Source organism: Halosimplex pelagicum, from assembly GCF_013415905.1.
Taxonomy (GTDB): Archaea; Halobacteriota; Halobacteria; order Halobacteriales; family Haloarculaceae; genus Halosimplex; species Halosimplex pelagicum.
Map to the genome: position 1 here is coordinate 2948960 of NZ_CP058909.1, position 19738 is coordinate 2968697.

At 70.6% G+C, this 19738-nt stretch carries 18 protein-coding genes; 8 read left to right on the plus strand and 10 right to left on the minus strand.

Annotated features, from left to right (window positions below; genetic code table 11):
* Window positions 1-58 precede the first annotated feature (58 nt).
* Window positions 59-1204 carry a pyridoxal phosphate-dependent aminotransferase gene (locus HZS54_RS14740; protein ID WP_179917870.1) on the minus strand — a complete coding sequence of 382 codons (1146 nt, stop codon included), beginning with the start codon at window positions 1202-1204 and terminating at the stop codon, window positions 59-61.
* On the minus strand, window positions 1201-1689 hold the full coding sequence (locus HZS54_RS14745) for an Lrp/AsnC family transcriptional regulator (protein WP_179917871.1): 489 nt from the start codon (window positions 1687-1689) through the stop codon (window positions 1201-1203). Before HZS54_RS14745 ends, HZS54_RS14740 begins: the two co-directional genes overlap by 4 nt.
* Before the next feature lie 147 nt (window positions 1690-1836).
* On the opposite strand from HZS54_RS14745, the gene HZS54_RS14750 reads away from it, so the two are divergent.
* The gene (locus HZS54_RS14750) at window positions 1837-2172 is read left to right on the plus strand and encodes a hypothetical protein (protein WP_179917872.1); all 336 of its coding nucleotides are present in this window, start codon (window positions 1837-1839) and stop codon (window positions 2170-2172) included.
* Between the two features lie 58 nt (window positions 2173-2230).
* Here HZS54_RS14750 and HZS54_RS14755 read toward each other — a convergent pair whose 3' ends face one another.
* The 3 genes from HZS54_RS14755 to HZS54_RS14765 all read right to left on the minus strand — a co-directional run bounded on the left by HZS54_RS14755 (window position 2231) and on the right by HZS54_RS14765 (window position 5133).
* Window positions 2231-3028, minus strand: coding sequence for an HpcH/HpaI aldolase family protein (locus HZS54_RS14755; RefSeq protein WP_179917873.1), 798 nt, complete (start codon window positions 3026-3028; stop codon window positions 2231-2233).
* Between the two features lie 99 nt (window positions 3029-3127).
* A complete protein-coding gene (locus HZS54_RS14760; protein ID WP_179917874.1) occupies window positions 3128-4240 on the minus strand; it encodes a chemotaxis protein CheW in 1113 nt (370 codons plus the stop codon).
* Window positions 4237-5133: a ParA family protein gene (locus HZS54_RS14765; protein WP_179917875.1), complete on the minus strand. Its 897-nt coding sequence runs from the start codon at window positions 5131-5133 to the stop codon at window positions 4237-4239. Before HZS54_RS14765 ends, HZS54_RS14760 begins: the two co-directional genes overlap by 4 nt.
* 227 nt (window positions 5134-5360) lie before the next feature.
* Here HZS54_RS14765 and HZS54_RS14770 point away from each other — a divergent pair, with 227 nt between their 5' ends.
* A complete protein-coding gene (locus HZS54_RS14770; protein WP_179917876.1) occupies window positions 5361-5888 on the plus strand; it encodes a FlaD/FlaE family flagellar protein in 528 nt (175 codons plus the stop codon).
* Window positions 5889-5950: 62 nt separating this feature from the next.
* Here HZS54_RS14770 and HZS54_RS14775 read toward each other — a convergent pair whose 3' ends face one another.
* The gene (locus tag HZS54_RS14775) at window positions 5951-6733 is read right to left on the minus strand and encodes a TrmB family transcriptional regulator (protein ID WP_179917877.1); all 783 of its coding nucleotides are present in this window, start codon (window positions 6731-6733) and stop codon (window positions 5951-5953) included.
* Window positions 6726-10550, minus strand: coding sequence for an MMPL family transporter (locus tag HZS54_RS14780; protein WP_179917878.1), 3825 nt, complete (start codon window positions 10548-10550; stop codon window positions 6726-6728). Before HZS54_RS14780 ends, HZS54_RS14775 begins: the two co-directional genes overlap by 8 nt.
* A 288-nt stretch (window positions 10551-10838) precedes the next feature.
* Here HZS54_RS14780 and HZS54_RS14785 point away from each other — a divergent pair, with 288 nt between their 5' ends.
* Window positions 10839-11873: an actin-like salactin gene (locus HZS54_RS14785; protein ID WP_179917879.1), complete on the plus strand. Its 1035-nt coding sequence runs from the start codon at window positions 10839-10841 to the stop codon at window positions 11871-11873.
* Window positions 11874-11888: 15 nt separating this feature from the next.
* On the opposite strand, the gene HZS54_RS14790 is transcribed toward HZS54_RS14785, so the two are convergent.
* The gene (locus HZS54_RS14790; protein ID WP_179917880.1) at window positions 11889-12080 is read right to left on the minus strand and encodes a hypothetical protein; all 192 of its coding nucleotides are present in this window, start codon (window positions 12078-12080) and stop codon (window positions 11889-11891) included.
* 168 nt (window positions 12081-12248) lie between these two features.
* Here HZS54_RS14790 and HZS54_RS14795 point away from each other — a divergent pair, with 168 nt between their 5' ends.
* Entirely contained in the window at window positions 12249-12416 is a 168-nt protein-coding gene (locus HZS54_RS14795; protein WP_179917542.1) for a hypothetical protein, read from the plus strand.
* A 78-nt stretch (window positions 12417-12494) separates the two neighbouring features.
* Here HZS54_RS14795 and HZS54_RS14800 read toward each other — a convergent pair whose 3' ends face one another.
* Window positions 12495-13586, minus strand: a complete 1092-nt coding sequence (locus tag HZS54_RS14800; RefSeq protein WP_179917881.1) for a M24 family metallopeptidase — start codon at window positions 13584-13586, stop codon at window positions 12495-12497.
* Window positions 13587-13661: 75 nt separating this feature from the next.
* Window positions 13662-15128, minus strand: coding sequence for a methyl-accepting chemotaxis protein (locus HZS54_RS14805; RefSeq protein WP_179917882.1), 1467 nt, complete (start codon window positions 15126-15128; stop codon window positions 13662-13664).
* Window positions 15129-15312: 184 nt separating this feature from the next.
* On the opposite strand from HZS54_RS14805, the gene trpD reads away from it, so the two are divergent.
* The 4 genes from trpD to trpG are packed head-to-tail and all read left to right on the plus strand — an operon-like array spanning window position 15313 to window position 19374.
* A complete protein-coding gene (trpD, locus tag HZS54_RS14810) occupies window positions 15313-16338 on the plus strand; it encodes an anthranilate phosphoribosyltransferase (RefSeq protein WP_179917883.1) in 1026 nt (341 codons plus the stop codon).
* Complete coding sequence (locus HZS54_RS14815; RefSeq protein WP_179917884.1) at window positions 16335-17030, plus strand: phosphoribosylanthranilate isomerase; 696 nt, start codon at window positions 16335-16337, stop codon at window positions 17028-17030. The genes trpD and HZS54_RS14815 overlap by 4 nt, the downstream gene beginning before the upstream one ends.
* Window positions 17027-18754, plus strand: a complete 1728-nt coding sequence (trpE, locus tag HZS54_RS14820; protein WP_179917885.1) for an anthranilate synthase component I — start codon at window positions 17027-17029, stop codon at window positions 18752-18754. Before HZS54_RS14815 ends, trpE begins: the two co-directional genes overlap by 4 nt.
* A complete protein-coding gene (gene trpG, locus HZS54_RS14825) occupies window positions 18751-19374 on the plus strand; it encodes an anthranilate synthase component II (RefSeq protein ID WP_179917886.1) in 624 nt (207 codons plus the stop codon). Before trpE ends, trpG begins: the two co-directional genes overlap by 4 nt.
* Window positions 19375-19738 lie beyond the last annotated feature (364 nt).

A 19738-nucleotide genomic window follows, 5' to 3' on the forward strand; every position in this document is an offset into this window, starting at 1 on the left:
ATCGACGGCGGTATGGCGGCTGTATCTCCGTATCTCGAAGACTTGTAAGCCACAAATGCTATCCAATAAACGACTCTATTCGAGCCATCGCCTCCTTGAGGTCGCCGAGGCTCGTCGCGTAGGAGACCCGGAGGTGACCCTCGCCGCCCGCGCCGAAGACGTTCCCCGGGACGACGGCGACGCGCTGGTCCTCGATCAGCGCCTCCGCGAACTCGTCGCTGTCGTCCCAGGGGCACTCGGGAAACGCGTAGAACGCCCCCGCGGCGGGGAAGCAGTCGATCCCCATCTCCTCGAACCGCGAGAGGACGAAGTTCCGGCGGCGGTCGTACTGGTCGCGCATCTCCCGGACCTCGTCGTCACAGGAGTCGAGCGCCTCGACGGCCGCGTGCTGGGCCGTCGTCGGCGCCGATAGCATCGTGTACTGGTGGATCCGGTTCATCGTCTCGATGGCCTCGGGCGGTGCGAGCGCGTACCCGAGGCGGAGTCCGGTCATCGCGTACGCCTTCGAGAACCCGTTGAAGACGACCGTCCGCTCGCGCATGCCCGGCAGCGCCGCGATCGAGGCGTGGTCGTGTTCGTAGGACAGCTCCGAGTAGATCTCGTCGGAGAACACCAGCAGGTCGTGTTCGCGGGCGAACTCGGCGACCGGCTTCAGCTCTTCGCGGGTCATCGTCGCGCCGGTCGGGTTGTTCGGGTAGCACATGACGAGCACGTCGGCGTCGGCCGCGCCCGAAGACTCCAGCGCCTCGCGCGTGAGCTTGAACTCGTCGGCCGCGCGCGTGGGCACGTCCAGCACGTCCGCGCCGGCGAACTGCACGCCCGGCGCGTAGGAGATGTAGCAGGGCTGGGCCACCGCGACCGTGTCGCCGGGGTCGAGAAACGCCCGGAAGGCCAGGTCGACGGCCTCGCTGGCGCCCGAGGTGACGAGGACCTCCTCGTCGGGGTCGTAGCGCAGGCCGTACCGGCGGTCCGCGAACGACGCGATCCGCTCGCGCAGTTCGGCCATCCCGCGGTTGGCGGTGTAGGAGGTCTGGCCCCGCTCCAGCGACGCGATGGCGGCGTCGCGGGCCGCCCACGGTGGCGCGAAGTCGGGCTCGCCGACCCCGAGCGAGATGATGTCGTCGTACTCCTCGGCGATCTCGAAGAAGCGACGGATGCCCGAGGGCGGCACGCCCGCGACGCGCTCGCTCGCCTCGAACGTCATGGCGATATCGACAGCCGGTCGTCGTCGTGGCCGTCCCCGAACTCGACGCCGCGCTCCTTGTAGCTCTCCATGATGTAGTGAGTCACCGTCTGGGTGATCTCGGGGACGGGCGCGACCTTCTCGCTGATGAACCGCGACACCTGACTCATCGAGTCGCCCTCGACCTCCATGGCGAAGTCGTAGTCGCCGCTCACGAGGCGCAGCCCCTGCACTTCGGGGAACTTCGCGAGGCGCTCGGCGATGTCGTCGTAGCCCGTCTCGCGGTCGAGCGTGACGTTCAGCTCGACGGCCGCGCGCACGCGCTCGGGCTCGACCTTGTCCCAGTCCACGACGGCCTGGTACCCCTTGATGACGCCCTCGGACTCCAGCTCCTCGACGACGGCTTCGACTTCCTCGGCGTCGAGGCCGGTCTGTCGGGCCAGGTCCTCCGTCGAGTACCGCGCGTTCTCGCGGAGCAACGCCAGTATCTCCTCGCGGTCGCTCATACCTACCCTCCGGCCCACTGCGACCAAAAGGGTTTCTCCATCGCGGCAGGGGCTGGCACACCGCCGTCCCCGCGACCGCTCGCCCGCGACCACGCGGTAATTGTCGAGACGGACGGTTTTATGCGGGCCTCCCCCATAGACCGCGCCATGTTGGACACGGATCCGTCGGACGGGTCGGGCGGACAGCCCGACGACGGCTGGGCGTTCGTCGCCGCGAGCGACGGCGCCGCGAACCTCCTCGGGACGCTCACCGAACTCAACGCCGAGCGGGCGTACACGCGCTCGGACCTCTCCGAGCGGTCCGGCGTCCCGCTGAAGACGCTGTACCTGAACGGCCTGCTCGACGAGTTCGTCGGCCTCGGGCTGCTCGTCCGGGCCGACGACGAAGACGACGACGAGACCGAACCGCAGTACCGCGTCGCCGCCGACAGCGACCTGCTCGACGCCGCCCGCGCGTTCGACGCCGCCTACGATCCGGACTGAGCGCCGTCGGTCGCTCCGGCCGAGGGTCCTCCGCTCACGGCGATCGCGGCTCCTCCGCTCACGGCGACCGCGGGCCCTCGAACCCCCCGAGCCACCCCTCGACCGCCGACTTCACCGCGCCGGTCGTGCTCCCGACGTGGAGGATCCGGTAGCCGTTCGCGGCCTTCTCGTTCACGTCCTCGGTCCCGAAGCCGAGCCCGCCCAGCGCCACGTCCGACTCGACCGCGGTCGAGCGGATCCGCTCGATCCCCTCCTCGACCTCGGGATGGTCGAGTTCGCCCGGGTGGCCCAGCGACACCGACAGGTCGAGCGGTCCGGCGAAGACGAAGTCCAGTTCCGGCACGGCGACGATGTCGTCGACCGCGTCGACGGCCTCGCGGTTCTCGACGGTCACGCCGAAGAGGACCTCCTCGTCCTCGGTGGCGACGTAGTCGTCGGCCTGCCCCCAGCGGCGGGCTCGCGGATTGGCCAGCCCGCGGTCGCCCGGCTCCCCGTCGTACTCGAAGCGGGCCGCTCGCGCGGCTCGCTCGACTTCCTCGACGCCGCTGACCCGCGAGAGGAAGATGTTCCGGACGCCGGCGTCCAGGGCCTTCCGGACCAGCGCGGGCTCGGTGGTCGGCACCCGCGCGAGGACCTCCGTTCCGGTGCCCTCCGCCGCTCGCAGCAGGTCCTCCATCGCGGTCGCGTCCCACGGGCTCGGCCCGCCGTGTTCGAAGTCGAGCCAGACGAAGTCCATCCCGAGTTCGCCGTAGAACTCGACGAGCGTCGGACTGTACGTGTTGTCGAGGACGCCCAGCGCGACCTCGTCCGCCTCGATCCGGTCCCTGACTGCGTTCCCGCGGTGGTCGTCGACCATGGGCGCGAATCGGTCGCCGCGGCCGTAAGCGTGCTGCCGGCGACGGCCACGAGGCGTCCGGAAGTCGCGAGGATCGCCGCGAAGGCAATCGAACGGGGCCTACCCGGCCACTTCGTCGAGGTCGAGTTCGGGCGTCGTCCAGATGACGAAATCGCCGTCGCGGTCGACGACGCCGTTGATGTGGTCCTGGTCGACGGGCGAGTCGTTGACCTCCTCCTCGGTGATCGGCGTCACCTGGTTCACGTCGTCGACGACCCAGCCGACGGCGCCCTGGTCGTCGAACGCGTCGGGGTCGAAGACGACGATGAGGTCCTTGCTCCCCGCCTCGGGAATGTCGAGCAGCTCCTTCGGGTCGAGGATGGTCGTGATCTGACCCCGCAGGTCGACGACGCCCTCGACGCAGTCGGGCGTGTTCGGCACGCGCGTGACCGTCTCGCGCTTGACGATCTCCTCGACGAACTCGATGTCGAGGCAGTACTGCTCGTCGCCCAGCCCGAACTCCAGCACGCGGGTCTCCTCGCCGGTCTCCTGTTCCGCCGCCGCGGCCCGACCCGCCGCGCCGATGCCCATCTCGGCGGCCCCGGCGTCGTCCGCCGGTTCGCCGTCGCCCGACTCCGAGCCGGCGGAGCTCAGGCCGGCCTGACGGGCCATCTCCTCCACGTCGACGTCCACGTCGCCCACGTCGGCGCCGGGGATGTGGATAGTGCCGTCGCCGTCGGCGTCGCCGCCACCGCCGACCGCCTCCTCGTCGATGTCCAGGTTCGCCACGGCCTCGGCGGCCTCGCCGGTGACGGGGTCGTCGGCGGCCTCGTCGGTGACGGGGTCGTCAGCGGTCTCGCTCGGTTCGTCGCCCGCCGCTGGCTCGCTCGGTTCATCGTCGTCCGCCGTCTCGGTCGGTCCGCCGTCGTCCGCCGTCTCGCCCCACCCGTCGTCGTCCGTCGGGGACTCGCCGGTTTCGTCCGCCGAGTCGTCGGCGTCGTCGGGCACGTCGGGGCCGCCGTCGGCCTCCGTCCCCGTCGGTCCGTCGGCCGCGGCGTCGTCCGCCGGCGGTTCCCCGGCGTCCGCGTCCACCGACCCGTCGGCCGCGGCGTCGGCGGAGTCGTCGTCCGCGTCGGTTCGGTCGTCGTCCTGTGCCTCGTCGTCCGGCCGGGATCCCTCGCGCATCTCGCGGATGCGGCGGGCCCGGTCCATGCGTTCGTCGTCGTCGGTCATGCTGTTACCTCCGCGTAGCCGAACTGCCGGTCCAGATCCGCCGCGATATCGAGGAACACGTCGGCCATGTCGACCGACGGGTCGTAGGCGAAGATCGACTCGCCCGCCGAGAACGCCCGCTGGAGCGCCACGCGCTTGCGGACCTCCCAGACGGCGTCGTCGGAGAAGACCGCCTCGAACCACTCCAGCATCGTCTCGTCCTCGCCGGTGGTCTCGACCCGGTTCGCCACGACGCCGAGCGTGTCGACGGCGATGTCGGTCTGGCCCTCCAGCGCGGTCATCTGGTCGATGAGCAGCTCGATGGCCCGCTCGGAGGTGGCCTCCGTCAGCGCCGGGACGAGGATGTTCCGGGTCGCGTAGATGCCGGTATCGGTCAGTTTGCCGTAGAACGGCGGCGAGTCGACGACGACGTAGTCGTAGTCGTCCTCGACGCCCGCGAGCGCGTCGTCGAGCGTGTCCAGCGCGTGGCCGCCCGCGACCGTGTCGGGCGTGACGTTGACCGCCAGCGCCGACAGCGCCGCCGGGTCGATGTCCACGTCGCCGTCGGTCGCGCGGGCCACCAGATCCGCGATGGTCAACTCGCGCTCGGCCTGGAGCATGTCGATGTTGCTCGGGACCACGTCCATCTCGGGGTGCTCGACCACCAGGTCGCCCAGCCGGTCGCGCTGGTCGCCGTCGGTCAGCACGTCGAACAGCGTCGGCGGCGCCGCGTCGTACTCCTCGAGCAGGCCGAGCCCCTCGGTCGCGTTACCCTGCGGGTCCAGGTCGACGAACAGCACGTCGCGCCCGCGCTCGGAGAGCGCTCCCGCGACGTTGATCGCGACGGTCGTCTTGCCGGTCCCGCCCTTCGCGTTGGTCACGCAGATGCGCGCCGATCCGGTGCTTCTCGCCACGTTGTCCCGGAGTCGGCCCTACCGGCGTATAAAATTACGCGCCGGGATATCAAACGTTGAAATCGGTCGACGGCGGCCGGCCACCTGGTCGCCGGCGACCGACATCCCACCGAGATCGCCAGCCCGCGACGGGCCGCGAGCGGACCGAACGCGGCCGAGACGCCGTCAGACGGGCGTCTGACCGTGTGCAAGATTTATCAGGGCGGGGCGGAATAGATTCGGTATCGATGACGATCAACCCCCGGGACTACGACCTGAACGAGCTGCGCGAGATGGCGCGCAAGCGCGACGACATCGACGCCGAGGACCCGCGAGCGAGCGACGGCCGACCGGAGGACCCGCGACCGGACGACCCGAGCGAGGCGGAGTGGGGCCCCCTCGACGACGTGGGCGAGGCGAGCATGTCCGCGGGTGACTCCTTTCGCGCGGGGCTGTACCGCGAACTCCTCCCGCTGATCGGCGGCCAGGACGACCTGGAGAAGCCGTATCTGCGGTCGGTGCCCGACACGTACGCCGCCGAGTTCGTCGTCTTCGAGTGGCTGGAGTTCCTGCTGATGCACGCCGGCTACAAGGGCGCCGCCGACGCCCTGGGGTACTACGAGTCGATCGACTGGATCACCGAGGACGTGGCCGGGCAGCTCAACGACTACCTCCTGGGGATCGACGAGACGGGGTCGAACGAAGGCAACGACCTCGACGTGGACGACCACATGCTCAGTCTCGTCTACGTCGCCAAGCTCACCGGGATGCAGTGAGGTGGGCCGGGAAGAACGAACCGCACAGGCGGAAACCGGGCCGGTCGCGGGGGTGACCGGCGCTACAGTTCTGCGTCGATGTCGTCGACGATGTGACTGCGCAACAGCTCCAGCAGCACCGTCGCGATCCCGGTGTCGGCGCTCCAGATGGCGGTCTCCTTGCGGACGCCCGGCAGTTCCTCGCCGCCGAGGACGCTGAGCAGGATCGTGTGCCCGTCGACGGCGAGCAGCCGCCCGGCGGCGTCGTCGGTCGGGTCGTCCGGGAACGGCGCGAGCGTCACCGCCGAATCGCCGAACGCGTCGACGAGCGCCGGGTCGTCGACGGTCGCGCTGCAGACCCACACGTCGATCTCGTCGGCCCGCTCGCGGAGTGTCGCGGCGACCTCGTCGTCGAGCAGGTCCGGGCCGCCCGCGTAGAGGACGCTCTCCTCGGCGTCGGCGACGATCTGGCGGACCCGCGAGGAGACGTTGTCGCGACCGTGGACCGTCCAGACGCCCTCCTGGTGTTCGTCCTCGTGGTCCGCCCCCTCCCGGGCGCGTTCGAGGTACTCGAAGGCGCGGTCCTGCTCGCGCTCGAAGCGCTCGGCGAGCGTCTCGCGGGCTTCCTTCAGGGGCACCGCCCGGTACTGGATCGGGTTGGACTGCTGGACCTCGACGAGCCCGCGCTCTTCGAGGTTCTCGGCGGCGCCGTACACCTGCGAGCGGGGCACGTCGGTCATCCGGTCCACGTCGCGGGCGGTCCCGGTCCCGAGGCGTTCGAGGGCGACGAACACCCCCGCCTCGTACTTCGAGAGGCCGAGCCGCTGGAGCGCCTCGACCGCCTCGCTCTCCCCGTCGTCAGTCATCGTCCCCCTCCGTCCGCCGCTCGTCCGCGCGGGCGTCTCCCCGCGAGTCGCTCGCGCCCGGGCCGTTCGCACCCGGGCCGCCCGGGGGCGACTCGTCGGTCGGCGCGTCGCTGGCGTGTTCGTCGAGCCACGCGTGGGCGACGCGCTCGAACGCCTCGGGCGACAGCCGCCCGGCCGCGAGATGGCGGCCCGCGTCCGCGATGTCGCGCCCGTCGACGGAGCCGTCGGCGAGGATGGCCCCGGCCACGTCCGTCGTGACCGGCGCCGCGTCCGGACCGGCGACCGGCACGGCGTGGTCCGGGAGGAGCAACTCGCCGTCGAACGCGACGGTCTCGCCGTCGGCCAGCCCCGCCGGGACCGCGAGCGTGTACTCGATTTCCGCCCGCTCGCCGTCCTCGGCGTCGAGTTCCCAGACGGCGTACACCCGCCCGTCGGCGGCGACCCGCTCGACCGGTTCGGGCGAGACGCGGTCGAGCGACACCGTCCCGACCGACGGCGCCTCCCGGAGGACGACCCGGCCCGAGGCCGACGGGAGCGCGACCGTCACGCGCGCGGTCCCGCCGGGATAGACCCGGGTCGGTTCGACGGAGCGGGTGGCGTACGGCACCGCGTCGCCGTTCGTCCGCGCGCCGGCCGTCGGGGTCGCGGCGGCGGTCGCCGCGGTCGACGCTCCCGTCGAATCGACGCCCTGCGTGACACTGTCGGCGGCCCCCGCCGGCTCGTCGACCGCGGGGGCCCGGCCGTTCGCGCCGCCGGCGATCGGGTCCGCCGCCAGTGCATCGCCGTCGGAGCCGCCGTCGCCGGTTCCGTCGGCGTCGAACGCACCGGCGGGCCCGAAGTGGCGGCTCCACACCGCGAGCAGGCTCGGGAGGACGAACACGCTCGCGAGGAACGCGTAGACGATCGTGAGCCCGGTGATGAAGCCGAACTGCTGGAGCGGCGGCAGGATGGCGAACACGAGGACGCCGAAGCCGCCGACGGTCGTCGCCGCCGACCCCAGCAGCGCGCCGCCCGTCCCAGTGACAGCGGTGTGCATCGCCTCGCTGCCCGACTCGCTCCGGTCGAGTTCGAGGCTGAACCGCTCGCTGAGGTGGATGCTGTAGGCCACCCCGAGCCCGATGGTCAGGCTCGTGATCATCCCCGTCAACACGTTGAACGGGATGTCGAGCAGGTACATCGTCCCGAGGATCCACGAGACGTTGAACACCACGGGGAGCAGGGTGACGAGCCCGAGCGTCGCCGACCCCTCCGCGACGCGGTAGACGACCATCAGGAAGACGAAGGAGACGACGAGCGTGATGATCAGGCTCTCGACGACGGTGGTGAGCAGGTCCGACTGGACGATCTCGTTGACGATCGGCCGGCCCGTCGCGGTGACGGTCACGTCGCCGCCGGAGACGGCCGACTCGACGGCGTCCATCTGGGTCGTGACCGCCGACCCCGAGGCGCCGCCGCGCAGCGACGCGGTGAGACGCAGCGCCTCGTACTCGCCGCCCTCGCGCTGGACGTACTGACGGGCCTGGTCGGGCGCCGTCTCGTACAGGGCGTCGTAGACGCCCGCCACGTTCCGGTCGGGGACGCCGTCGCCGTCGGTGTCGCTGGCGGCCAGCGTCGCGTTGAACGTCTCGTTGGCCGCCGCGACCGACCGCATGACCGTCAGCGGACTGCGAACGTCGGCCTCGCCGTTCGAGAGCTCGACGGTCACGCCCTTCTCGGCGGCGAGCTCGCCGGTCCGGTTCACCCGCTGGAGGGCGTCGCCGGTCGCCACCTCGCCCTCGAAGAGGAACTCCGCGGTCGCGTCCTCCCGCAGGAAGTTGTCGTTGACGTACTCGAAGGTCGCCCGCATCGAGTACTCGCCCGGCCGCATCTGCTCGGGCAGTTCGTCCATCCACTCGGGCGGCTCCTCGGCGATGAAGTCCGTCTGCGCGAAGGAGGTGTCGACCTCGGTCGCGCCGTAGGCGCCGCCGGCGCTGATCAGCAGCGTGAGGAGGATGACCGCCCACGGCGCCCGGTCGGCGGCGGTCGCGCCGACTTCGAGCAGGCGGCCGAACGCGCCGCCGCCGGTGCCGAACGCTCGCTTGCGACGGTCGAAGCCGCGGCCTTCGAGGAAAGCGTCGGCCTCGACCTTGATCGCCGGGATCAGCGCGCCGAAGACGACCAGCGCGCCGACGATGCCGACCGCGCTGACGACGCCGAACTCGCGGATCGGGCCGACGGGGCTGGTCAGGTTCGAGAGGAAACCGATGACCGTCGTCGCGGTCACCAGCACCAGCGCCGTGCCGACGCCGGCCAGGGCGGTCCGCATCGAGCCCGCGACCGCCGCGGGGCCGCCCTCGTCGCCTTCCGTGCCGCGCGCCTCGCGGTGGCGCATGAACACGTGTATCGCGTAGTCGATCGAGAGCCCGATCAACAGGACCGGGATGGCGACGAACAGCTGGTTGAACGCGACGCCCGTCCAGCCCATGTAGCCGAACGTCAGGAGGAGCGTGAGCGCCAGCCCGAACACTCCGAGCAGGATGTCCAGCAGGTCGCGGTAGGCGATCGTCAGCACCAAGAGGAGGAACAGGACCGCGAACGGCCCGACGACGGTGAGGGTGTCCTGCATCGACCGGTTGGTCTCGTCGGCGATGATACCCGCGCCGAAGACCATCGCGTCGCCGCTCAGGCGGTCGCGCGCGATCGCCTGGATCTCGGTCTGGCTGTCCTGGATGCGCGCGCTCGCCGAGCCCTGGGCGACCGCCGATTCGGTCGTCTGCGTGACGACGACCATCGTCGCGTCGGCGCTCGTCGAGCCCGGCTCGTAGCTCGTCGGCATCAGCGCGAACGCTCGCGCCCCGCCGCCTTCGCTCAGCACCCGCTCGACGCTCGCCTCGACCGCCGAGGCGTTCATCGACTCCAGCTGTTCGATCTGTTCGGGTAGCGGCGGCGTCGCACCGTTCTCGGCGCGCTCCTGAAGCACGGCCCGGTCTTCCTGCAGGGCGGCGGCCCGCTCCTGCAACGCGCGGGCGTCCGGCGCCAGCACGCCGTCGATACCGGCGTACACCTCGCCGAACTGCGCCTGGACCTCGCCGGAGCGCTGGCGGTAGGTCGACTCGTTGATCTCGCCCCGCTCGTAGGAGGCGTTCAGCGCGGCCAGCCGCGACTGGAGCGCCCGCGCCTGCGAGGTGAGATTCCCGAACGCCTCGCTCTGGTTCGCCGACAGCCCAGCCGTGGCGTCGGTCCGGGTCGCCGTCAGGTTCCGCTCGATGGCCGCCGACCGCTGGCGGTAGGTCGCGTCGTCGACCTGGCCCTGGGCGTGCGAGCGGTTGAGCGCGACGTACTCCGCCTGAAGCTCTCGCGTCCGGTTGAGCGCGTCGCTCAGTCGCGCGCCCGTCTCGTTGAGCCGCTGGCGGTCGGCCTGCAGTGCGCGGCCGCGTTCGGTCAGGTTCGCCGCCTGGTCCTCCCGGATCGCGGCGGTCGCGACGACGTTGGCGATCCCCGCCGGCGCCTGCGAGTCGTCGAGCGTCCGGTTTATCGACTCGTCTTCCACGAGCGCGCGCTCGAAGCGCAACTGGTCGAGCAGCGACTCGCGGGCGAGGACGTTGTCCTCGCGGACGACCACCTGGGCGGTCGTCGTGTTCCCGCTCGACCCGAAGTTCTCGTCGACGTATTCGAGCTTCTGGGCTTCGTCGGAGCTCGTCTCGAACTGCGACAGCGACGCCGAGTCCTCGACCTGCGCCGCGCCGGCGCCGACCGCGCCGATCGCCACGAGCAGGACAACGACCAACAGCCGCCGGTGTTCCACGATGGCGTCGGCCACGTCGTCCATCCCGACCATCAGCGGTCCCTCCGCTGGGTTACCGATATATGTGCCTTCATCACGACAACTCTGTTGGTAGAATCCTACTAACTATTCGGCTTAAGCGTACCGAAGCGAGCGCGGGCGTCGCGTCGGCGGACGGACGGTCCCGGTCCGGAGCGTCGAACCGGGGGGCCGGATAGCGACCGGAGGGCTCCTGTCTCCTAATTTCCGGGCCGTCGACCCCTAATTTCCGGGCGGTCCGACGTTCACACAAACGATAATGCACGGGGTACATTTATCCGGGGTGACGGTAAAGCCGGGGACATGAGCGACGACGAGCCGGTTCCCATCGGCGTGAAGCTCGGCAGTACCCGCACGGTGATCGCCTACCCCGACGACGACGGCGAGATCCAGACCATCCGGACGCTGACCTGTCTGGCGACCTACGAGGACGCCCTCACGGGCGAGGAGCGGGTGCTCTACGGCGAGGAGGCGGCCACCGAGTACCCCGACGAGGTCCAGTTCATGCTCCGCTCGGGCCTGCCCGAGGACGAGGAGCGCGCCGAACTCACCAAGACGTTCTTCGAGGAGGTCATCGACGCCAACGACGTGCCCGAGAACTCCGGCGTCGTCTACGCCATCCCGACCATCGACAACCCGGAGGGGCTGGCCAACCTGGAGGAGGTCATCGAGGAGTCCTCGATCGGGCAGGCGCTGGTCGAGAGCTATCCCGAGTCGCTGTGCGGCGCGATCCCTGCCCGCGGCGATGACCTCGAAGCGATCGAGGAGATCTTCGTCGCCGTCAACATGGGGTCGACGAACCTCGAAGCCTCGGGCTACCGCCGCGGCGAGCAGCTCGCCCCCTTCACGACCGGCGCCGTCACCGGCAACGAGGTCGACCGGATGATCGCCAACTACGTCGAGGAGGAGACCCAGGGCCGGGTCAACATCGATACCCAGACCGCCCGCGAGTACAAGGAGGAACACGCCGACTTCGACTCCTTCGAGCCGTTCACTGACATCATCCAGCAGCCCGGCGGCGGCTCCCACGAGTTCACCATCGAGCGCAGCGTCATGGACGCCTGCAACGAGTACCTCGACGACGCAGTCGAGGAGTTCTGCAACACGTTCCTGCCGGAACTGGCCAACGACTACATGAAGGTCTACCAGCTGGCGCTGGACAACCGCATCGTCCTCACCGGCGGCATGGCCTGCATCCCCGGCATCGTCGAGGAGTTCGAGAAGCGGGTCAGCGCGGAACTCGACCGCGAGGTCGAGGCCGTCGCCGCCGACCACCCCGACATCTCGCCGTCGCTGGGCGCCCAGCGCATCGCCGGCCGCCTCGTCGACAACGCCTGAGAATCGCCGGCCGACCTACGCGTCGGCCCAGCACTCGACCCAGGAGACGAATCCGCGGGTCGCCGCGTCGACCTCGCTGCCGTCCGCTTGCGCCTCGCCGCGAGCCGCGCCGTTGGTGCCCGTCCGATCGTTCGTACGCGTCCGCTCGCCCGTACCCGTTCCGTCGCCCGCCAGCTCCGCGGGCAACTGTATCGTGAGTCGTGCCATCCACGGCTCTCTTTCGAAAGATCGCACGTAAAACTCAGTCAGACGCGCGTCTGCCGGCGGCGCTCCGACCGACCAGACTCTCGTCGGTCCGGGCCGACCGCGCGATTCTCGCGGACGAGACGCGGGAACGTAACTATTTATACTATGCACCACTGTATTAGGAATATAATGCCTGAGTGCCCGAACTGCGGCGAGCGCATGAGCCACAACGACGAGACGACGAAGCTGACAGAGTACGTCTGCGCTCGCTGTCACCGAACGGAGATCGTGCGAAAGCCCGCGTATCGCGTGACGGCCGGCGAGACGGCGGCCGGCGCGGTCGCCGACGACGACTGATCGGACACGGGGCGTTTTCCGACTCGCGACGCTGTCGAGCGGCGCGTAAACGGCTCGAAAACGAGAGGTCCGCGGCGGTCAGCGGTGGAGGACGGCGTGGCGGTCCATCGCGGGGCCGTCGCCGACGGGTTCGACGGTCTCGGTCGGCCAGTCGCCGGTCCCCGTCAGCAGTTCGATCCCGTCGTCGGTGACGAGGTGGGTGTCCTCGCTTTTCGCTCCCTGGACCGTGGGGTTGTAGGCGTAGGTCATCGGCAGGTGGACCGATGCCGCCGAGTCGGGCGTCCCGAACCACTCGCGGCCGGCGTAGGCCGCGGCGCCGCCCTGGTGGTGGTTGCGCCACTCGCCCTCGTAGCCGACTTCGGCGTATGCCTCCTGGATGCCGTCGAACACGTCGCCCGCGGTGCCGCCGTCGCGCCCGACTCGCTGCGTGGCGGCGAGGGCGCTGGCCTCGACGCGCATGGCGGCTTCGGTGCGCTCGTCGAGCCAGTCGGGGGCGTCGAAGGCGACCGACCGGGTGATACTCGCGTGGAGCCCGTCGCGGACCGCGGTGACCGAGACCAGCGCGTAGTCGCCGAGTTCGTTGTCGCGAGTGGTGTAGTGGCGGTACTTGCGGGTGCGCTCGCCGCTGCCGACGAGGACGACCGGCGAGTCGATGCCGCGGGCGAACAGCCGGTCGCGCAGGCGGCCGCCCACCTCGCGCTCCTCGTCGTCGGCGCTGGCCTCGCGGACGACGCCCTCGACGACCTCGGCCGCGTCCGCGCCCAGCGACCGGAACCGCTCGATATCGGCGTCGGTCAGCGGCTGGCGGAGGTCGGTCGGGTCGACCGACTCGAAGCCCGGCACGTCGAAGTCGGCGGCCGCCGGTGTCGGGCTGAACCCCGCGACCGCCTCGTCCAGGTCGGCCTCGTGCCACCGGACGGTCTCGACGGTCGCGTCGGCGGGGAGCTCCTCGTCGACGAGCCGCTGCGCCTCGATGTTGTCGGTGACGACGGTGAGGCCGTCGCCGTCGTAGCCGGCGGCGGCGACGCCCACGTCGGCGGCGCGGTCGACGACGTTGTTCCCGCCGGTCAGCCACGTAAAGGAGGGCGGGCGGGCGAACCAGACGGCTTCGAGGCCTTCGTCTGCGAGATACGCGTCGAGTCGCTCGCGGACCGCGTCGGTGTGAGACATGGTCGGTACTGCTCGGCAGCGGGAGTTAAAGGCGTCGCGAGCGGCAGGATGGACGGAGGGCCGAACCGATACCGGTCACTCGGTCTCGTAGCGCTCGAACAGCGCCGAGAGCTGCTCGGCGCGCATCGTGAGCATCTTCGCGTTGACGTACATCTCCGAGAGCGCGAGGTTCTGCTCCTCGGCGATGGCGGCGACCTGCTCGGCCTCCGCGACGTTCTCCTCGCTGGTCTCGGCGGCCTCGTCGGCGATGGCGGCGACCTCCTCCGAGGAGGCCGCCTGGTCGTCGGTGGCGTTGGAGATCTCGGTGACGCCCGAGGCGGTCTGCTGGACGTGTTCGAGGATCGACTCGAGGGCGTCCAGCCCCTCGCCGACGGTGTCTTTGCCCTCGTCGATGGTCGACTGCATGTCGGTGATCTCCTCGACGGTCTCGTCGGTCTGGTCCTGGATATCGCCGATGAGCCCCCCGATCTCGTCGGTGGCGTCCTTGGTCTCCTCGGCGAGGCTCTTGACCTCGTCGGCGACGACGCCGAAGCCGTTGTCGTTCGCGCCCGCCGAGGCGTGGGCGGCCTCGATGGAGGCGTTCAGCGCGAGGATGTTGGTCTGCTCGGCGATGTCGTCGATGAGGTCGACGATCTGGCCGACCTCGTCCATCCGCTCGTCGAGTTCGGTGACCGTCTCGACGACGCCCTCGATCTGGTCCTGGGCCTCGTCCATGGTGTCTCGGGCCGAGCGGCCGGCCTCGATGCCTTCGACGGTCGAGCGCTCGGTCCGGTCGGCCATCTCCTTGACCTCGTCGGAGGAGGCGGCGATCTCCTCGATGGTCGCGGACATGTCGGACATCTCGTCGGAGATCCCGCTGATCTGCTGGTGTTGCTCGTGGAACACGTCGGCCATCTCGGCGACGCGCTGGGCGACCTTCTCGCTGGAGTCGGTCACCGCCTGGGTCGCGGTCGTCACCTGCTCGGAGGAGCCGACGACCTCCTCGCTGAAGCCGGTGGCGGCGTCGAAGGTCTGCTCGAACGCGGCGGCCATCTCGTTGAACTCCGCCGCGAGTTCCGCGAGCGCCTCGGAGTCGTCGTCGGCGTCGAGGCGCCGGGTGAGGTCGCCGTCGCCGAACGCGTCCAGCGCCGTCCCGACCGTTCGGACGCTGCCGTCGTAGTCGGCCAGCGCGGCGTCGTCGGCGGTCCGGACGCCGCCGTCGGGCGCCGCAACCACCGGCGCGGCGGGCCCGGCATCCGGTCCCGCCCGCAGATCGGCGAGGTCGGACTTCGCGTCGTCGAGCCGCGAGCGGAGGTCGTCGCGCTCGCGCTCGGCCTCGGTCAGCGCGGTCTGCAGGTCCCGGCGCTCGCTCGCCCGCTCGTCGAGCGCCCGACCGATGTCGCGGTAGGCGTACGCGAGCCCCGCCGCGGCCGCGAGAACGCCCAGCCCGCCGAGCACCGGCCACAGCCCCGGCGCGACCAGAGAGACCACCACCTGATAGCACGCGTGAGCGAACTGCCCGCCCAGCGCGAGCCCGATCCGTCGCTTGAGGGTCGGTCGCATATCCCCACGATATACCGAACACTCATATAGTCCCTTCTCCCGCGATACAAACTTTGAGAATAGGGTTCCGAGCGGCCGAGCGCCACTCCTGCCGCGCCGGTCACCGTGCGAACCGCGCCCGACACGCTTAAGTTGATGTACTGATTCGTACATCGTAGAACGAAACAGTCCATCGGTTACACACATGGAAGCATACATCGAATCCGTCACGGACGGCGAGGACCTGACGCTCGCGGAGGCTCGCGAGGCGGCGACGGCCGTCTTCGAGGACGCGACAGAGGCACAGATCGGCGCGCTGCTGGCGGGGCTGCGCGCGAAGGGCGAGACCGAGGCCGAGATCGCCGGCTTCGCGCAGGGGATGCGCGAGGCCGCCCGAACCATCGACCCCGACCGGGCGCCGCTGGTCGACACCTGCGGGACGGGGGGCGACGACTACGACACGATCAACGTCTCGACGACCAGCGCCATCGTCGCCGCCGGCGCCGGCGTCCCGATCGCCAAACACGGCAACTACTCCGTCTCCTCGTCGTCGGGGAGCTCGGACGTGCTGGAGGAGGTCGGGCTGGACATGGACACCCACCCCGATGCCGTCGAGGCGACCGTCGAGGAGGCCGGCATCGGCTACATGCACGCGCCGGCGTTCCACCCGGCGATGAAGGCCGTCATCGGCCCGCGCCGCGAAGTGGGGATGCGGACCATCTTCAACGTGCTCGGTCCCCTCACGAATCCCGCCGGCGCCGACGCGCAGGTCATGGGCGTCTACGACCCGGATCTGGTCGGCCTGATCGGCCGCGCGGTCGCCGAGATGCCGGTCGACCACGCCCTGATCGTCCACGGCTCCGGCATGGACGAGATCACGATCCACGACGAGACCGCCGTCGCCGAGGTCGAAGGCGGCGAGGTCACCGAGTACACGATCACCCCCGAGGACCTCGGGCTGGAGACACACGACATCGAGGCCGTCGCTGGCGGCACGCCCGAGGAGAACGCCGAGGACCTGCTGGGGATCGTCGACGGGTCGGTCACCGGTGCCAAGCGCGACATCATCCTCGCGAACGCCGGCGCGGCCGTCTACGTCGCCGGCATGGCCGACTCGCTGGAGGCCGGCGTCGGGGCCGCCGTCGACGCCATCGATTCGGGCGACGCCGCCGCGAAGCTCGACGACCTGCGCGAGGTCACCAGTCGCGTCGCCGCCGACGGGGGCCGATGAGCGACGCGAGCCACACCGAGTCGGGACGTTCGGCCACCCGGGTGAAGGTCTGCGGCGTCACCCGCGAGTCGGACCGCGAGGCCGTCGTCGCCGCGGGCGCCGACGCGGTGGGCGTCGTCAGCGACGTGCCCGTCGACACCCCGCGAGAGGTCGACGCCGACACCGCCGCCGACCTGCTGGCGGGCGTCCCGCCGCTCGTGACGGGCGTGCTGGTGACGATGCCGACGACCGTCGAGGCGGCGGTCGGGCTGGTCGAGGACGCCGAACCCGACGCCGTGCAGGTCCACGGCGGCCTCTCGCCGGGCGAACTCGGCGCGCTCTCCCGTCGACTGTCCCAGGATCTGGTCGTCGCGGTCGACGCCGGGGCCGACGACGTGCGCGACTACGCCGACGCCGCGGACGCCCTGCTGGTCGACTCGGTCGACGCCGCGGGCGGCGGCGGCACCGGTGAGACCCACGACTGGGAGCGCACCCGCGAGATCGTCGCCGACCTGGACGTGCCCGTGATCCTGGCCGGCGGGCTCACGCCGGACAACGTCGCCGCGGCCGTCGAGACGGTCGACCCGTTCGGCGTCGACGTGGCCACGGGCGTCGAGCGCGTCGAGGGAGGGGAACGCGTCGGCGGCGAGAAAGACCACGAAGCCGTCCGCGAGTTCGTCGCCGCGGCGACCCGGCGGGAGGTGGCCGCGTGAGCGACCCCGATCCCGGAACCGACCTCGAACTCGAACCGTCGAGAGACGAGTTCGTCGAGCTGGCCGACGCCGACGGCGACGAACCGGTCGTCGTGCGCGCGGCGGTCGAGCTGGACACCGACCTGGAGCCGCTGGAGGCGTACGCCGCGCTGTCGGGTCGGACCACCGACATCGAGGGCGCCGACTACACGTTCCTGCTGGAGAGCGCCGAGAAGGTCGCCTCCAGCGACCCCGACGGCGCGTTCGCGCCGACCACCGAGGACCGCCACGCCCGCTACTCCTTCGTCGGCCACGACCCGAAGGGCGTCGTCACCGTCGACGCGGACGGGGCGACCGTCGAGACGTTCGACGACCGCTACGACGCCTTCTTCGACGCCGACGGCGGCGACACCCTCGACAGCGTCCGCGGCGCGATGCCCGACGTAGAGCGCCGCGGGTTCCCCGACATGGACCGCGAGCACTTCGAGGGCGGTCTCGTCGGCTTCATCGGCTACGACGCCGTCTACGACTGCTGGCTCGACGAGGTGGGGCTGGAGCATCCCGACTCCAGGTATCCCGACGCCCAGTTCGTCCTCACGACGACCACGCTCGTCTTCGACGAGGTCGAGGGGACCGTCTCGCTCGTCTGTACGCCGATCCTCGAACCAGACGACGACGCCGCGGCCCGCTACGAGGAACTGGAGGCGGAGGCCGAGCGCGTCGCCGACCTGCTGGCGGACGCCGCCGACCTGGAGACCGGCGGGTTCGCCCGCGACAGCGAGACCGCCGGACCCCAGGACGAGTACGAGGAGGCCGTCGAGAAAGCGAAAGAACACGTCCTCGCCGGCGACATCTACCAGGGCGTCATCTCGCGGACTCGCGAACTCTACGGCGACGTGGACCCGCTGGGGCTGTACGAGTCGCTGCGGTCGGTCAACCCCTCGCCGTACATGTACGTCCTCGACTACGACGGCCTCTCGGTCGTCGGCGCCAGCCCGGAGACGCTGGTGGCGGTCCGCGGGGACCGCGTGCTCTCGAACCCCATCGCCGGGACCTGTTCTCGGGGGACCAGTCCCGTCGAGGACCGCCGGCTCGCCGGCGAGATGCTCGCCGACGGGAAGGAGCGAGCCGAACACACGATGCTCGTCGACCTCGCGCGCAACGACGTGCGCCGCGTGGCCGAGCCCGGGAGCGTCCGCGTCGAGGAGTTCATGAGCGTCCTCAAGTACAGCCACGTCCAGCACATCGAGTCCACGGTGACGGGGACGCTGGCCGACGGCTCGGACGCCTTCGATGCGGCCCGCGCTTCCTTCCCCGCCGGGACGCTCTCCGGTGCGCCGAAGATCCGGGCGATGGAGATCATCGACGACCTCGAACGGACGCCGAGAGGCCCCTACGGCGGCGGCGTCGGCTACTTCACCTGGACCGGCGACGCCGAACTCGCCATCGTCATCCGCACCGCGACCGTCGAGGACCTCGACAGCCGCTACGGCGTCGGCGTTCCCGACGAGGCGGCCGACAGCGCCGACCGGATCACGGTCCAGGCCGGCGCCGGCATCGTCGCCGACAGCGACCCGACCAGCGAGTACGAGGAGACCGAACAGAAGATGCGCGGCGTCCTCGACGCGCTGGAGGCCATCGAGATGGCGTCCGAGGCCACGGACGGCGACGAGGCCGCGGCCGACGACGCCGAAGACGCCCCGGGCGACGGCGACGCCGCCGAGCCCGAGGAGGTCTCCCGATGAGCGCCGACCAGCGCGAACGGGCCGACGAGCGCCAGGTACTGTTCGTCGACAACTTCGACTCCTTTACCTACAACCTCGTCGAGTACGTCAGCGAGCACGCCGACACGGAGGTCGTCCGCAACACGGCCTCGCTGGACGACGTGCGCGGCGCCGACCCGGACGCCATCGTGATCAGCCCCGGGCCCGGCCACCCGAAGAACGACCGCGACATCGGCGTCACGAACGACGTGCTGACCGAGATCAGTCCCGAGGTGCCGACGCTGGGAGTCTGTCTCGGGCTGGAGGCCGCCGTCTACGCCTACGGCGGGACGGTCGGGCGCGCGCCCGAACCCATCCACGGCAAGGCCTTCCCCATCAGTCACGACGCCGAGGGCGTCTTCGCGGGCCTCGACCAGGGGATCCGCGGCGGGCGCTACCACTCGCTGGTCGCCACGGAGGTCCCCGACTGCTTCGAGGTGACCGCCACGACGGCGGCCGAGACCGAGGACGGCGACAGCGTGGATCTCGTGATGGGGATCCGCCACCGCGAGCACCCCATCGAGGCCGTCCAGTTCCACCCCGAGTCCGTGCTGACGGCGGTGGGCCACGACGTGATCCGCAACTTCCTCGACGGCGTCTAGGTGTTCGAGACGCTTCGGTTCCGTATCTCGCTTTAGCCGCCGGACGTGCCGAGGAAACTCGCGTGACTCGCCCTGGATCGTCGACTGTACTCGACAGTGAGCGCTGAAAGCCCTCGCCGCGCTCGCTAGCAGTCTTTTCGACCGCAACTGCAACTGACCGCAGGCGATGAAAGCCCTCAACGCGCTCGCGGTCGCTGAGCGACATATCCGCGCTCTCGGCACCGCCCGCTCACGGCAGAGCCGTTCGCATCGAGGCGCTGCGCGCCTCGCACCGCGCGGATAGGGGTCGCGCAGACGACTGGACTGCACGCGAGCGCGCCTCGCCCTTTCAGTCCGCCAGGAACAGCACGGCACCGCACCCGCC

Coding starts and splice junctions, on each gene's coding strand:
- HZS54_RS14740 (WP_179917870.1), bottom strand. CDS start 1,204: ATGACGTTCGAGGCGAGCGAGCGCGTCGCGGGCGTGCCGCCCTCGGGC.
- HZS54_RS14745 (WP_179917871.1), bottom strand. CDS start 1,689: ATGAGCGACCGCGAGGAGATACTGGCGTTGCTCCGCGAGAACGCGCGG.
- HZS54_RS14750 (WP_179917872.1), top strand. CDS start 1,837: ATGTTGGACACGGATCCGTCGGACGGGTCGGGCGGACAGCCCGACGAC.
- HZS54_RS14755 (WP_179917873.1), bottom strand. CDS start 3,028: ATGGTCGACGACCACCGCGGGAACGCAGTCAGGGACCGGATCGAGGCG.
- HZS54_RS14760 (WP_179917874.1), bottom strand. CDS start 4,240: ATGACCGACGACGACGAACGCATGGACCGGGCCCGCCGCATCCGCGAG.
- HZS54_RS14770 (WP_179917876.1), top strand. CDS start 5,361: ATGACGATCAACCCCCGGGACTACGACCTGAACGAGCTGCGCGAGATG.
- HZS54_RS14775 (WP_179917877.1), bottom strand. CDS start 6,733: ATGACTGACGACGGGGAGAGCGAGGCGGTCGAGGCGCTCCAGCGGCTC.
- HZS54_RS14780 (WP_179917878.1), bottom strand. CDS start 10,550: ATGGTCGGGATGGACGACGTGGCCGACGCCATCGTGGAACACCGGCGG.
- HZS54_RS14785 (WP_179917879.1), top strand. CDS start 10,839: ATGAGCGACGACGAGCCGGTTCCCATCGGCGTGAAGCTCGGCAGTACC.
- HZS54_RS14790 (WP_179917880.1), bottom strand. CDS start 12,080: ATGGCACGACTCACGATACAGTTGCCCGCGGAGCTGGCGGGCGACGGA.
- HZS54_RS14795 (WP_179917542.1), top strand. CDS start 12,249: ATGCCTGAGTGCCCGAACTGCGGCGAGCGCATGAGCCACAACGACGAG.
- HZS54_RS14800 (WP_179917881.1), bottom strand. CDS start 13,586: ATGTCTCACACCGACGCGGTCCGCGAGCGACTCGACGCGTATCTCGCA.
- HZS54_RS14805 (WP_179917882.1), bottom strand. CDS start 15,128: ATGCGACCGACCCTCAAGCGACGGATCGGGCTCGCGCTGGGCGGGCAG.
- trpD (WP_179917883.1), top strand. CDS start 15,313: ATGGAAGCATACATCGAATCCGTCACGGACGGCGAGGACCTGACGCTC.
- HZS54_RS14815 (WP_179917884.1), top strand. CDS start 16,335: ATGAGCGACGCGAGCCACACCGAGTCGGGACGTTCGGCCACCCGGGTG.
- trpG (WP_179917886.1), top strand. CDS start 18,751: ATGAGCGCCGACCAGCGCGAACGGGCCGACGAGCGCCAGGTACTGTTC.